This is a genomic window from Cobetia sp. L2A1, from assembly GCF_009796845.1.
In the GTDB taxonomy this organism is placed as follows: domain Bacteria; phylum Pseudomonadota; class Gammaproteobacteria; order Pseudomonadales; family Halomonadaceae; genus Cobetia.
Genome location: NZ_CP047025.1, coordinates 3,058,832 through 3,072,981 on the forward strand (window position 1 = coordinate 3,058,832; position 14,150 = coordinate 3,072,981).

At 58.9% G+C, this 14,150-nt stretch carries 14 protein-coding genes; 2 read left to right on the forward strand and 12 right to left on the reverse strand.

Annotated elements, in window-relative coordinates:
• The 5 genes from nusB to nrdR form a co-directional block, all read right to left on the reverse strand.
• Window positions 1-516 (reverse strand): transcription antitermination factor NusB, encoded by a 516-nt coding sequence (nusB, locus tag GQR90_RS13055; RefSeq protein ID WP_158774487.1) that lies wholly within the window; start codon window positions 514-516, stop codon window positions 1-3.
• Window positions 513-995: a 6,7-dimethyl-8-ribityllumazine synthase gene (gene ribH / locus GQR90_RS13060; protein WP_158774488.1), complete on the reverse strand. Its 483-nt coding sequence runs from the start codon at window positions 993-995 to the stop codon at window positions 513-515. Before ribH ends, nusB begins: the two co-directional genes overlap by 4 nt.
• A gap of 112 nt (window positions 996-1,107) precedes the next feature.
• A complete protein-coding gene (gene ribBA, locus GQR90_RS13065) occupies window positions 1,108-2,265 on the reverse strand; it encodes a bifunctional 3,4-dihydroxy-2-butanone-4-phosphate synthase/GTP cyclohydrolase II (RefSeq protein WP_158774489.1) in 1,158 nt (385 codons plus the stop codon).
• A gap of 156 nt (window positions 2,266-2,421) precedes the next feature.
• Window positions 2,422-3,648, reverse strand: coding sequence for a bifunctional diaminohydroxyphosphoribosylaminopyrimidine deaminase/5-amino-6-(5-phosphoribosylamino)uracil reductase RibD (gene ribD, locus GQR90_RS13070; protein WP_158774490.1), 1,227 nt, complete (start codon window positions 3,646-3,648; stop codon window positions 2,422-2,424).
• A 53-nt stretch (window positions 3,649-3,701) separates the two neighbouring features.
• Window positions 3,702-4,190 carry a transcriptional regulator NrdR gene (gene nrdR, locus GQR90_RS13075; protein ID WP_158774491.1) on the reverse strand — a complete coding sequence of 163 codons (489 nt, stop codon included), beginning with the start codon at window positions 4,188-4,190 and terminating at the stop codon, window positions 3,702-3,704.
• Window positions 4,191-4,490: 300 nt separating this feature from the next.
• Here nrdR and GQR90_RS13080 point away from each other — a divergent pair, with 300 nt between their 5' ends.
• Both GQR90_RS13080 and GQR90_RS13085 read left to right on the forward strand, forming a co-directional pair.
• Complete coding sequence (locus tag GQR90_RS13080) at window positions 4,491-4,739, forward strand: GlsB/YeaQ/YmgE family stress response membrane protein (protein WP_024951164.1); 249 nt, start codon at window positions 4,491-4,493, stop codon at window positions 4,737-4,739.
• A gap of 143 nt (window positions 4,740-4,882) precedes the next feature.
• The gene (locus tag GQR90_RS13085) at window positions 4,883-6,733 is read left to right on the forward strand and encodes a sugar phosphorylase (protein ID WP_158774492.1); all 1,851 of its coding nucleotides are present in this window, start codon (window positions 4,883-4,885) and stop codon (window positions 6,731-6,733) included.
• A gap of 133 nt (window positions 6,734-6,866) precedes the next feature.
• Here the strand turns inward: GQR90_RS13085 and GQR90_RS13090 are convergent, their stop codons facing one another.
• From GQR90_RS13090 to GQR90_RS13120, 7 genes are all read right to left on the reverse strand, one after another.
• A complete protein-coding gene (locus tag GQR90_RS13090) occupies window positions 6,867-8,078 on the reverse strand; it encodes a glycosyl transferase (RefSeq protein ID WP_158774493.1) in 1,212 nt (403 codons plus the stop codon).
• A gap of 1 nt (window position 8,079) precedes the next feature.
• Window positions 8,080-8,970 carry an HAD-IIB family hydrolase gene (locus GQR90_RS13095; protein WP_158774494.1) on the reverse strand — a complete coding sequence of 297 codons (891 nt, stop codon included), beginning with the start codon at window positions 8,968-8,970 and terminating at the stop codon, window positions 8,080-8,082.
• 357 nt (window positions 8,971-9,327) lie between these two features.
• A complete protein-coding gene (locus GQR90_RS13100) occupies window positions 9,328-10,629 on the reverse strand; it encodes a TRAP transporter large permease (protein ID WP_158774495.1) in 1,302 nt (433 codons plus the stop codon).
• Window positions 10,629-11,264, reverse strand: coding sequence for a TRAP transporter small permease subunit (locus GQR90_RS13105; RefSeq protein ID WP_158774496.1), 636 nt, complete (start codon window positions 11,262-11,264; stop codon window positions 10,629-10,631). The genes GQR90_RS13100 and GQR90_RS13105 overlap by 1 nt, the downstream gene beginning before the upstream one ends.
• Before the next feature lie 141 nt (window positions 11,265-11,405).
• Entirely contained in the window at window positions 11,406-12,449 is a 1,044-nt protein-coding gene (locus GQR90_RS13110; protein ID WP_158774497.1) for a TRAP transporter substrate-binding protein, read from the reverse strand.
• 172 nt (window positions 12,450-12,621) lie between these two features.
• Entirely contained in the window at window positions 12,622-13,482 is an 861-nt protein-coding gene (locus tag GQR90_RS13115; protein ID WP_158774498.1) for a FadR/GntR family transcriptional regulator, read from the reverse strand.
• A gap of 354 nt (window positions 13,483-13,836) precedes the next feature.
• Window positions 13,837-14,118, reverse strand: a complete 282-nt coding sequence (locus GQR90_RS13120; RefSeq protein WP_158774499.1) for a DUF6506 family protein — start codon at window positions 14,116-14,118, stop codon at window positions 13,837-13,839.
• Window positions 14,119-14,150 lie beyond the last annotated feature (32 nt).

A 14,150-nucleotide genomic window follows, 5' to 3' on the forward strand; every position in this document is an offset into this window, starting at 1 on the left:
TCAGCGCAGGCGAGCCTGGGTTACCTCGGCGCTGCGCAGTCTCACTGCCAGCTTGTCGAGGATCCCGTTGACGTATTTGTGCCCATCAGTGGCACCAAACGTCTTGGCCAGCTCGACCCCTTCGTTGATCGCCACGCGATACGGTACGTCCATGCGTTTGGATAGCTCGTAAGCCCCAATACGCAGGATCGCGAGTTCAATTTCGTCGAGATCCTGCAAGCGACGATCCAATAGCGGGCTGATGCTGGCATCCAGCTCTTTCTGGAAGCGCGGCACGTTGTGCAGCAGCTCGTGGAAAAGTGCCTGGTCGGCGATGCGCATCACCTCGACCCAGTTTTCGTGCAGTTCAACGTCATCATCGATCGGCTGGCTACGGAACTCAGCTTCAATCGTCGTCATGCTCTTGCCGGTCATCTGCCACTGGTAGATGCCCTGCACGGCCAACTCACGCGCGGCACGACGTGCCTGCTGCTGCTTGGACGGTGCACGTTCGTTACGCTCTTTACGTTCGCTCACGCGTCACCTCCGAGAGCCTTGAGCAAGGAGACCATTTCCATCGCCGCCATGGCAGCTTCAGTACCCTTGTTGCCGGCTTTGGTGCCAGCACGCTCAATGGCCTGCTCAATGGAGTTGACCGTCAGCACGCCATTGGCGACCGGAGTATTGAACTCGAGCTGCAGACGCGACATGGCAGAATTGCATTCACCCGCCACGAATTCGAAATGCGGCGTGCCGCCACGAATCACGGCACCCAGCGCAATGACGGCGTGCGGCTTGACCTTGGCCAGCACCATCTTCACGGCCAGCGGAAGTTCCCAGGCACCCGGCACATGAATCAGATCGATGTTTTCCTCATCGACGCCGTGGCGTACCAGAGAATCGACCGCGCCTTCCACCAGGCTGTCGACGACATGGTGGTTGAAACGCCCGACGACGATGACGTAACGGCCATCGACATTGGTGAAAGTGCCTTCAAGTTGAGCAATCGGTTGCATGGTCAGTCCACAATGCTAGCGCCCCGGAAGACCGGGGCGGGGATATCGTTCATACCGAGAGTGACGGCCGGAACAAGGCTGCCACCCCCGCCATTTGGGGTTGCCGGAACGCTTACGCGCCCTCGGCCTCAGCGCCTGCATCAGTCGCCGTGTCATCACTGCCGACCAGCTCGACCACTTCAAGGCCAAAGCCGGACAAGGCAGAGAACTTCCACGGTGAACTGAGCAGACGCATCCGGCCGACACCAAGATCCCGTAGGATCTGAGCGCCAGTACCGGTCGTCAGATAGTTGCCCGCACCATCGGACTCGTTGGTGCGCTGCGCACGGCGTCGTCCGAAGAAGACGTCGAGACGATCCTTGTAATCCATCTGGTCACTGCCAGTATCCAACAGTACCAGTACGCCTGCGTCTGCGGCGGCCACTTCGCTCAGCGCATCATTGAGTGCCCAGCTACTGGTGCTACCCGGCTGACGCAGAGTGAGAAGATCGCGCATCGGGTCCTGTACATGCACGCGCACTGTCGTCAGTGCGTCGACTGTCGGCGTGCCTTTGACCAATGCCAGGTGATGACGACCCTGAATACGATCGCTGAAGCAATGCAGTGTCAACGAGCCAAAGGCCGTCTCGACCTCTTCACTGTCCAGCACTTCAACCGTCTGCTCATTGTTGATGCGATACTCGATCAAATCGGCAATCGTGCCGACTTTGATGTCGTGCTGCGCCGCAAACAGTTCGAGCTCTTCACGACGCGCCATGCTGCCGTCATCATTCATGACCTCACAGATCACGCCCGTCGGCCCAAAGCCGGCCATCTCGGCCAGATCACATGCGGCTTCGGTATGGCCTGCGCGGCGCAGAACACCGCCCGGCTCTGCCATCAACGGGAAGATGTGACCCGGCTGCACGATATCCGCGGGGCGCGCGTTACGTGCGGCAGCAGCCTGAACGGTACGTGCGCGATCAGCAGCTGAAATGCCGGTAGTCACGCCTTCGGTGGCTTCGATGGACAGTGTGAACTTGGTGCCAAAACCGGAGCCATTGGCTTGAACCATCAGTGGCAGCTTGAGCTGTTCACAGTGTTCACGCGACATCGGCATGCAGATCAGACCGCGTGCATGGCGAGCCATGAAGTTGATGTGTTCAGCAGTCACGGCCTCGGCGGCGACAATGATGTCACCCTCGTTCTCACGATCCTCGTCATCCATGAGGATGACCATCTTGCCTTGCCGGATATCCTCGACGAGTGCTGCGATGCCTGATAGCGCCATGCTTGCTCCACTTTACGGGCCGCGCCGACCATAACCAGGCCCGCGCGTGTTATCAAAAAGTCGGGCGTCAGGGTACCCCGCCGCCTCGTTTTGCGCCAGCTCCCCGCGACGCCACTGTCGCCAGACAGCGGCAAGTGCGTGCGCAGGCTGACAAATTCAATCGCTCGTTACAGCGTTAACGCCTGTCCCGTCTTCTATCTCAACATCCGACGTCTCGACCTCCGTCAACGTGGCAGGCACTGCCGTGATACGCCAGTCGCGACCTATCGCACGAATCTCGCGAATTTCAAGGCGGCGCTGATTGGCCATGCTATCCAGTCCCGGCAGTGCCAACAGTGGACGGGCTTCACCGCCCAACAGTGTCGGTGCCATGAATAGCTGCATCTCATCGACCAGCCCGGCACTCAGCATGGCACCTGCCAGCACCGCTCCTGTCTCCAACAGCACCTCATTGGCCTGCTCATGCTCGGCGAGATAGGACATCAGAGCCGCAAGATCGACACGACCGTCCTTTCCTGCTGGCAAGGACAACACCTCAGCGCCAGCCGCTTCCAATAGCATGCGGCGCTCCGCCAGCGCGGACGCCTTATCCGCAACGCAAACTAGCAAGGTTCTACCATCCTGCTCGAGAATACGCGCCGCCAGTGGTAAGCGCAGGCGAGAATCCACGACGACTCGTAGTGGCTGAAGAGCCGCCAGCGCCTCGATGCCCAGCGGGTGGTCTTCAAGACCGAGCTGGTCCGCTCGGACATTGAGGCGCGAATCATCAAAGATGACCGATTCGATACCGCTCATTACCACGCTGGAACGTGCACGAAGGCGCTGCACGGCGCTTCGCGCCTCAGGGCCGGTGATCCACTGGGATTCACCGGAAGCCATCGCGGTACGGCCATCCAGGCTCATGGCCTGCTTGAGGCGCACGAAAGGACGACCGCGCTCCATCCGCGACAGGAAGCCGGGATTGAGCGCCCTTGCCTCTGACATCATTACCCCGACAGTCACGGTGATGCCTGCTCCTTCGAGCAGCGCGATACCGCGACCGGCCACCTGCGGGTTCGGGTCACGCATGGCAATCACGACACGCGACACGCCCGCGGCAATCAAGGCACGAGCACATGGCCCGGTACGGCCCGTATGTGAGCAGGGTTCCAGCGTGACGTAGGCGACTGCCCCCACTGCACGTTCACCGGCAGACGCGAGCGCATTGACCTCAGCGTGCCCCTCACCTGCGCGCACATGAAAGCCGGTGGCGATCACGCTATCAGTATCTGAATCCACCAATACGCAACCGACGCGTGGATTCGGATGAGTGGTGTAGCTACCTAGCCGCGCAAGACGCAAGGCGTGCGACATATGGGCGATATCGCGGGATTCGGGAGACATGCAAATCCTTGGAGACATGATAAGAGGCAAGCGGGGTCCGTCAGCGCCCGGCGTCAGACCTGGTCGTCGTCTTCACCAGGCAAGAAATTCGGTTCCTGAGCAAGGCGGTCGATCTCGGCGCGAAACTCATCGAGATCCTGAAAGCGACGATAAACAGAGGCAAAGCGAATATAGGCGACCTGATCGAGGCGCTTGAGTTGCTGCATGACCTCATCCCCGATACGACGCGCTTCTATCTCGCGCTCACCGGTCGCGCGTAGGCGCTGGCGAATACGCTCGACCGCCGCCTCGATAAGCTCCGAGGATACCGGACGCTTCTCAAGCGCACGCAACATGCCGGCGCGCAGCTTGTGCTCATCGAAGCTCTCCCGTGAACCATCGCCCTTCACCACCCGAGGCATGACCAGCTCGGCCGTCTCATAGGTCGTGAAGCGCTCACCACAGGTTGCACACTGCCGACGCCTACGCACCTGATCACCCTCGACCACCAGACGTGAATCCGTGACCTTGGTTTCATGAGTTCCGCAGAAGGGACAGTGCATTGTAAGGGGCCTGCTTGGGTGCGAGGCGGCTGCGTCCTGTGCCGTGAAGCAAAAGGCAATGGACAAAAGGCAGCGATGCCGAGAGAACATGGAATGACCACTATTGTAACCGCTAAGGCGCTTGCACGGGAGCCTATGTCAGTGAGATCACTTCTAAGCTAGCCTTGGGGAGTGAACTTGAAATTCGCGCGCTTCACCCTGAGCCTGAAGACAGGCGGCAAAGTCTCACAAAGACAGCCGCCCACAATGTGAATGACCTTCACACTTACGATACTTACGAATGACGCAAGGAGACGCGACATGGGAATCATTGCCTGGATCATCTTTGGACTGATCGCCGGCATTATCGCCAAGGTCATCATGCCCGGCAAAGACCCCGGCGGCATCATCGTCACCAGCATCATCGGTATTCTGGGTGCTGTCATCGGTGGCTGGGTGGGCACAATGATGGGCTTTGGACAGGTGACTGGATTCAACCTGGCCAGTTTCATCATCGCCGTGGTAGGCGCAGTCATTCTGCTGATTCTGTATCGGGTTATTCGCAAGTAGCGGACATTAGGCTAACGGCGCTGACTGTGGCCGTATTTGCTCTGTAAACGCCCGATGACAAGACAACGGCCAGTCGGCATACGCAGTCTGGCCGTTGTCTTGCATGGTCAAGTGACATGCCCTGATGCCTTCGAGGATTGTTCATGCCCGATACGCCACCTCCTGCTCACTCATCCGCGCTTCATTCGCTCTGCCAGCCCTTGTCACACGACGCCTTTCTCAAGCACGCACAACAGTTGCTCGCACAGCTCTACCCTGAGCGCCAGGATGAAGTGCTCCGACGAATGGAGACTCTGCTCGACTTCCATCGCACTCGGCTAGCCCCGCGTGTCGCGGCAGGAGAAGCGCTCTGGAGCGAACGCGACCAGTGGCTGATCACCTACGGTGATAGCCTGCAGCGACCCGATGAAGCACCACTGGCTACCCTCAATGACTTCCTCACCAGTCAACTAGGCGAATGCCTCTCCGGTGTCCACGTATTGCCCTTCTTCCCGTGGAGCAGCGATGACGGCTTCAGCGTGGTGCACTACCGCGAGGTCAATCCAGCACTGGGAGATTGGCAGGACATCCGCCGCCTGAGTGAACAGCGTGACCTGATGGCCGATCTGGTCATCAATCATTGCTCTCGTGAGTCGCTGTGGTTTGCCGATTATCTCGCGGGTGTACAACCAGGCCGCGACTACTTCATCGAGATGGACCCCGAGACCGACGTATCTGCCGTCGTGCGCCCGCGCCCCTCTGCTCTGCTCACACCGGTGCATACTCGTCGTGGCCTGCGCCATCTATGGGCGACCTTCTCGGATGATCAGATAGACCTCAACTTCGGCAATCCGGATGTACTGCTCGAGTTCATTGGCATTCTGCTCTATTACCTCGAACAGGGGGCACGCATGATTCGCCTCGATGCCGTCGCCTTCCTCTGGAAACGCCTCGGCACCTCCTGTATTCATCTCGAAGAAACGCATGCGGTGGTGCGCCTGCTGCGCGCCATCGTCGATCATCTCGCCCCCGGTAGCCTGTTGATCACCGAGACCAACGTTCCGCACGCCGAAAACATGTCGTACTTTGGCCTGGATCGTCTCTCGGAGAAGAACCTCAAGGCGATCGACGGCAAGGCTCAGGCCGATGAAGCTCACCTCATCTACCAGTTCACGCTGCCGCCACTGACGCTTCACACGCTCACCTCGGGTGATGCCAGCGCCCTGACCACCTGGGCGACCAGCCTGCCGAAGCTGCCCGCTGGCTGCAGCTACTTCAACTTCACCGCCAGCCATGACGGGATCGGCGTCCGCGCACTTGAAGGCCTACTACCGGATCACGAACGCGATACGCTGGTGAGGCTAGTGCATGACTTCGGTGGCTACGTCAGCATGCGTGCCAACCCCGGCCTCGCTGATACGCCGTATGAGCTCAACATCAGCTACTTCGATGCTCTCAAGGGCACACGACGTGGACGTGATCCGTGGCAGATCGAGCGCTTCATCGCCAGCCAGACACTGATGTTGAGCCTGCAAGGGATTCCTGGCCTGTACCTACACTCGCTGACCGCCACCCCGAATCATCAGGAAGGGGTTGAGCGCGATGGTCACCTGCGGGCCATCAATCGCCGCAAGTGGCAGCGCGACGAGCTGGAAGCGCTACTCGCCAGTCCCAATACCGCGACACACGAAGTCTTCCATGCCTTGAAGCGCCGTATGGAGCTTCGCCGCGAAGAGCCCTGCTTCCATCCTGATGCGCAGCAACAGGTCTTTGATCTCGGGCCAGATTTCTTCGTCTTCGAGCGCGTCAATCATGAGGGCCGCCGTCTGCTGTTCGCCCTCAATGTGACGGATCAGCCGCGCGTATTACCGCTACCAGAGCACTGGCAGAACGTACCGCTCACTGATCATCTTTGCCACGACAAGGCCTTCGATCCGGCCATGGCGCGTCGCCCGTATCAAGCCGCCTGGCTGATGGAGCAGAGTGTGCGACCTCCGGCCATTGAGGTGGTATGACGACGCATTGCCAGCACTGCTGTCGCCATCACGCAGCACATTCGCACTTCACACGTCAGATGACACCGTAAAAGAAAAGAGGCTGCCATTGGCAGCCTCTTTTCATGGTGCGTAACGCATGAGCTAGCAGCGCTTACTGGTTATCCAGCTCAACGGCTTCGTGCATGCGCTCGAGAAGGTCCGGCACCGCGGCTTGCACGCGATTCCAGCTGGGAATGAATGGCTTGTCGCGCGGGTTATCGAGGAAAGCAGTGCCGGCATCCATGATATTGGCAGCAAACAGCTCGACTGCCGCTTCTTCACTGTGGCGATCGACGGTCAGGCCATTCATCAAGGCATCGTTGTAGTAGGTTTCAATCAGGTCCAGCGCGATACGGTAATAAGTTGCCTTGATGGTACGGAAGGTTTCGCCGTGAATCTCGACGCCCAATGTTGCCAGCTTGCGGTACATCGCCTTGGCGATATCGAGACTCATGCGATTGAGCCCCCCGAGGGCATCTTCCTCCGACAACGGCTGATGCTTGTGGTCGTACGCATCGGCGATATCGACCTGACACAGGCGCTTGGTGGAGTAGTTACGATGCACCTCTGATAGCACACCGATTTCCAACCCCCAATCACTGGGGATGCGAATGTCAGCCAATACATCAGTGCGCATCGAGAACTCGCCGGACAGCGGGTAACGATAGCTATCGAGATAATCAAGGTACGGCAAGGGTCCGTAAACTTTCTTGAGCGCGCGAATCAGTGGCGTCACCATCAAGCGTGCCACTCGCCCATTCAACTTACCGCCTGCGATACGCGAGTAATAGCCCTTGCAGAATTCATAGTGGAACTGCGGATGTGCAACCGGGTAAATCAGTCGCGCCAGCAAGCTGCGATCATAGGTAACGATGTCGCAGTCGTGCAACGCCACCGCTTCGGCAATACCGGAGGCCTGTACATAGCCGGAGCAGTACCAGACATTGCGTCCCTTGCCTGCCTCCATCGGTGCCAGACCATGCTCGGTCAGCTCGTCATCCAGTGCGCGCAGGCGCGGGCCGTCATTCCACAGGATGCGGTGATGCTGCGGCAGATGGGAGAAGAATTCCTTTGCGTGCTCGAACTGGTCACGATCAGCGCGATCCAGCCCAATGACGATCTCGCTAAGATAAGGCACACGGGCCAGCTCATCGACAATATGCTTGAGTGCTGGTCCTTCGAGCTCGGAATATAGCGATGGCAGAATGAGGCTCATCGGCCGCTTGCGCGAGAAGCGCATCAGGTCTGCCTCGAGGTCCTCCACCGGACGGTCAGTCAAGTTATGGAAGTTGGTGATAATGCCGTTCTGATAGAAATCACTCATGTCAGCTCCTCGTGGCGTATTCGTGATGCGTGAATCCATTCGCTAACCAGTGCGACAGCCCCTCGACCCAACCTATAGGCCCTGGAGCACTCGCTCGGTAGCAGCGACGCTCGTCTCTCAGTCCGGGGAACTCTGCCAGTTCGCGATCACGCTGCGAGGTGTCGCCCTCACTTGGAATCAAGACTCCGTTATCCACTGCCGCCAATAGCGGTAGGTCATTGGCACCATCACCAAAGCCCAGTGTCCATGGACGAACCCGTTCGCAGAGTCGATAGCGGGCAATCAGATAGCGGGCTGCAACGCCCTTGTCAGTCTGGCCGGTGACGTGATGGAAGCGTCCGCCGCGCGTCAAACGAAGATCATTGGCTGCCAGTCGCGCCTTGAAAGCGTCGAGGCGCGCAGGGCTGTCTTGCCATATCAAAGGCTCGCTGGCATCGCGGCATGCCGCCAACGCTGCCTCTTGCGGCGCGAGCCCCGTCAGTTCACAGATGCGCTCAGTACTCATGCTGGCAAAGCCTTCAAAGGAAAACTCCTCTTCCAGCGACACAAGTACCGCCAGAATCGTGCTACGCGGCGTCGCGACGGCAACACGGCATAGATCATGCTCGTCCGGGTCGCTCGCTTGCTCAAGCGGATACGCTGCCAGCCAATGCGCCGGCAATGCCACGACCCCTCCGTTCTCGGCGATCCACGGCTGTCCTGCCAGACCCAGTGACTGCATGAGCGGTGCAAGCTCTGCGGCAGTCTTTGAGGTATTCGGCACTATCCAGTCACCTCTGGCCCGTAATCGGGTCAGCCAGGCACGCGCCGGACCAGGCGAGTAATCATGGTGGTCCAGCAATGAACCATCCAGATCCGTCAGCAACAGTAATGGGGGTTGTACCTCGGACATGCGTACTCTCCTTTTAAGACGCCTATGCGCCTTCAGCCCTGCATCCGGCCCTGCCTTTCAATGCGACATCTGTTCTCTCGAAAACATGTTCCAGGAAACATGCTTAGCGAGAACATTGCAGGGAATGTGCCACTCTGGTGCACCTGTAACGGTAGTCCACCTGTTTCATCTTCAGTAGTGCTAACCTCATACGAGTTATGCACCGTAATAGTGCGCAAAACCTCTTGTCTCTCGCACTACGCAACATTGCAGCGCAACCAGAAACGCCTTCGCATGAGCGAAGGCGTTGTGAGGTGACACTATCGACATCATTCAGACGAGGTCTACGCGGTAGGCCCCGAAGGCGCTGTAAACCACCTAGACCAGCCACAATGATAACTGCGGCCACAGCAACAGCAGTGCCAGTACACACAATTGGATGGCGATGAACGGTAGCAGCGAGACGAAGATGTCCTTCAGGCTGATGCCCTCAGGGGCTACGCCCTTGAGATAGAAGGCGGCAGGCCCGAAGGGTGGCGACAGGAAGGACACCTGCATGTTGACCGCGAACAGCACACCGAACCACACCGGGTCGTAACCGAGCTGAATGATGATCGGCACGAAGATCGGCAGGGTCAGCATCGCGATGCCGATCCAGTCGAGGAACAGCCCAAGCAGCAGCAGGATCGCCATCATCACCATGATGATCGCCAGCGGCGGAATATCGAGTCCCAGAATCATGCTCGACACGAAGCGGTTGCCGCCCATCAGGTTGTAGACCCCGACCAGCGCCGCCGCACCGATGCCGATCCAGATGATCATGCCGCAGGTGTTCATGGTCTGGGACAGCGCGCGCTGCATCAGGGTGATGGAGAATTCACCACGCAGCATCACCGCCACCAGCACGCCGAAGCTGCCCATCGCCGCGGCTTCCGTCACCGAGGCCACACCGCCGTAGATGGAGCCAAGTACCAGCCCCGCGATGATCGCCGGAACACCGACAGCCTTCAAAAGCTCACGCTTGCTCTGGAAGCTGGCGCGCCGCTCTTCCTCAGGCATCACCGGCCCCAGCGCGGGATTGCGCAGGCAGCGGATCAGCACATAGAGGATATAGCTTGCCATCAGCACGATGGCCGGCGTGATGGCCGCGGTGAACAGATCAGCAATTGATTGGTTGGCGATCAGGCCATAGATGATCAACACGATGGAGGGCGGCATCATGGTGCCCAGCGAGCCCCCGGCACATACCACGCCGATGGCGATGTGCTTGTCATACCCGAGCCTGAGCATCTGCGGCAATGCCAGAATCCCCAGCAGCACGATCTCGCCGCCGATGATGCCGGACATCGCGGCGAGGAAGAACGCCACCACGATGGTCTGGATCGCCACGCCACCGGGCAGGCGTCCTGCCATCACCCGCATGGCATTGAACAGATCCTTCGCGATACCAGAGCGATCCAGCAGCGACGCCATCAACACGAACATCGGCACCGCGACCAGCGAATACTCGGTGACGAAGCCATAGACCCGACTGGTGACCAGCGGCAGCGCCATCGGGCCGAACCAGCCAAACGTATAGCCCAGCGCTACTAGCCCGGTGACAAAAGCCAGCGGTAGACCCGTGACCAGCAACGCGAAGATCGCGCCGACCAACAGCATCGTAGCCGTTGCAATATCCATCAGCGCTGCTCCTGTTCATGCGTGCCGTGGCTCGCGTCATTGCGCTTTGCGCCGCCATTCGCATCCGGTGCCTTGGGCGAGAAGAAGGTCTGATACAGATGCCACAGCGCCTGCAGGGTCATCACTGCCAGCGCGAACAGGATCACGCCCTTGGTCATCGCCGGAAACGGCGGATTCCATGAGGTGCCAGAACGCTCCAACTGCCACTCCCCCAGTGGACTGTGCGACGCACGCCAGAACATCACCCATGCCGCGTAGCTCATCGCCATGCAGAACACCAATGTCATCACGTCATTGAAGCAGTCCAGCGCGTAGCGAAAGCGTGCGCCGACCAGGTCGTAGAGCACGCGCACGCGAATATGGCGGTTGTTGGCCAGCGCCGCCGGGCCGCCCAGCGCGAAGCTGGTCGCAACCAGGAAGATCACCGTCTCATGCACCCATGAGGTCGGCGAATTGAGGCCATAGCGCATCACCACCTCAAACACGCTGATCGCCATCGCCAGCAATACCACCCACGCTGCCGCACGCGTGCCCTTGCCGACCCAGCGGTCCAGCGGCGTACGTGTTCCCAGATTCGGGTCGTGATCATCAGACGCCTCCGGCAAGCCGGGCGACGCCACATCATGTTCCGCCATATCGAATTCCTTGCTGACTCACAGCATTGGTAACCGACGCCTTGTGAACGGCGCCTTGTAAACGACAACCGGCGTACCCTCAGGACACGCCGGCCGTCTCCTCTGCGCCTCATGACACACATGAGAAACTCGCGCGGAGAGTTACATCAGGTTGCGATCAGTCAGGAAGGTGACCACGGACTCATAGACCTTGCCGGTCAGCTCGTTCTTCTCGGACCACACCTTCCACTCCTGCTGAGCGATACGACGGAACTTGGCACGCTCTTCCGGCGCCATATCAATGACGTCGATCTCCGGATTGGCACGTGCAGCGCTGACGGCCTTGAGGTCGCGCGCTTTAAGAATGAACACCATGTCATAGGCCATTGAGTCGGTCGCGGTCTCCATGATCGCCTTCAGATCTACCGGCAGACCGTCCCAGATCTCTTTATTCATCGATACTGCCACCATCGGCAATGAGTGGAAGCCCGGATAAGACGGATACTTGGCGAAGCTGTGCAGGCCCTGGTCGTCATTGGTGGCGAAGACGGTGTAGTCGGCGGCATCGATCACACCCTTCTCGAGACCGGTGTAGACCTCGGAGCCCGGCAGGTTGACGGGGGCAGCACCTGCCTTCTGGAAGATGTTGTAGACCATGCCTTCTGGCGCACGCACCTTGAGGCCCTTGAGATCATCGACAGTACGAATCGGTCGTTTGGAGACGAAGGACTCGAGACCCGTGGCACCGGCACCGATCAGATGCACGCCATAGGGCTCGACCAGTTCGTTGTAGAGCTCCTCACCCCCGCCGTGCTGCATGTACTCAAGAAACTCCAGCGGATCGCCCCAGGCGCCGACCAGATTGCCCAGCATGCCAAAGGCGGGATTCTGACCAGAGAAGTAGGATGGATCTGTCAGATGGCCCTGCAAGATGCCCGAACTAACCGCATCCAGTGTCTGGTTGGCCTGTACCACGGCGTTGACCGGGAGAATCTCAATGGCGATACGGCCATCTGACATGGTCTTGATGTTGTCAGCCCAAGCCTTCTTGACCTCAAACTGCGGTTCACCCGCAGTTTCGGAGGTTTGAAAGGTCCACTCATATTCAGCAGCCCAGCTAGGCGAAGCCAGCATGGCCCCTGCGACGACGCCAGATAGCAGTAGGCTGTTACGAAGACGGCGAGTGGAGATAGTGGGAAGCGGCATGGTGAAACTCCTTGCTTGTTGTTATGGCTGGCGATGGCTTGTTGTCATGACTCACCCGATATGGCGTGAGGTATGCAGGATGGCGCCATGTCGACGGAGAACATGACACTCGTGAGAGTACGCAATGATGAAATACGGCATGGCGACACTGGCGCTGGCTACGCGCACTGGCTTAGTCGCGCCCTAGCGGGGCCGACAGACTGGGTAACCGACCGAAGCGGCGCAGAAGTTCAAGCGGCTCCTGGGCACGACTCTTGCTGACAACGTCTTCATCCAGCTCCGCCACCACCAGCCCCAAGTCACGTGCTGTACGGTCCAGCACGCTCAATGTCGCAGCATGCGCGGCCTCAGGTTGGCGCAGGCGAATCGCCTCCATCACCGCACGATGACGGCCGAGACTATCGCCGAGTTCCGACGCATTATGATTGGAGGTGGCGACCAACAGGCTGATAGAGGGCTTGAGCACATGGCCAAGCTGCGCCCAGATGACATTATGGGTCGCGGAAAATATCGCATCATGAAAGGCAATGTCAGCGGTATCGAATTCAGCCATTGCGCTACCACCAGTGACAGCGGCAGCCATGCCGTTATAGGCCTGCTCGATGGCCGAGAGGTCCTGGGCGGTCGCTTCTGTCGCTGCCAATGCGGCGACGAAAGGTTCAATTGAAACGCGGAAGGCATAGATATCGCGGGCCAGCTGAGGATGCGGCATCGCGTAGCGCGTCATCCAGCCAGTCACACGAGGGTCAAGCAGATGCCACCCACTAAGCGGATTGACGCGCGTTCCCTGTCCCGTGGTGCGAGTAAGAATGCCCGCGTTGACAAGACTTTGGATCGCGGTACGCACCGTGGCGCGACTCTGAGAATGCTGATCACAGAGATCCAGCTCACGGGGAATCATGCTGCCTGGTGGGTAGCGATTCTCGAAGATGGCTTGAGCCAGCCACTCGGCAACATCAATGCGGGTAGCCGTCGACGGCTCTGTCGGACACGGGCTACCAGAGCCTACAGCGCCCGAGCGAGAAATGGTCATGGTGTAGCATCCCTTGATGGCGTGGCGCGATTATTGTTCGCAGAGACCTTCACCCTCGAGATCTTTGCTTCAGCGCGCTCTTGTCGATCAAGGAATAGCCCATGTCAGACATGACGGCAAGACAGGTTAGACCAACGACGGGCCCAGACTTTGGTCATGCATTTTCGCAACCTCATGTTGCAAAAGGGCTTTCTCTAATCCCATTTCCAAGCGGTCAACCTGGCTTGCAAGAGATGGCCTTGGCGTCAAAGGCAGGAAAAGCTAATTAGAAGGGCTGCTAATAAGCTATAGCTAAAATAGTTAGTTGGAATAGACAGTTGGAATGGACGGCTGGAAGAAGCATCCAATAGGGACTCAAGATGCGAATTGCACGCGCCCGACACTCACCAGACGCTCAGCACCACTGTCGGCGATGACCGTTCTGACAACCGCTTCTCCCGCCTCACCAAAGCTGCTGGATAGCTCTATCTGACTTACCCCTTGCGCCACCAGCTCACTGACCAAGCGTTCGGCTGCCCTGAGCGAGCTGAGCGTCGCCACTGACAGGCGTACCTCACCGCTACCCTGACTGCTCAGGGAGGTATTGCCGCTACTCTCGACCAGAATCAAGAACGCGTAATGCTGCATGCTGGCCATGATAGCCTCCTTGCACTTGTTGAGATGACTCA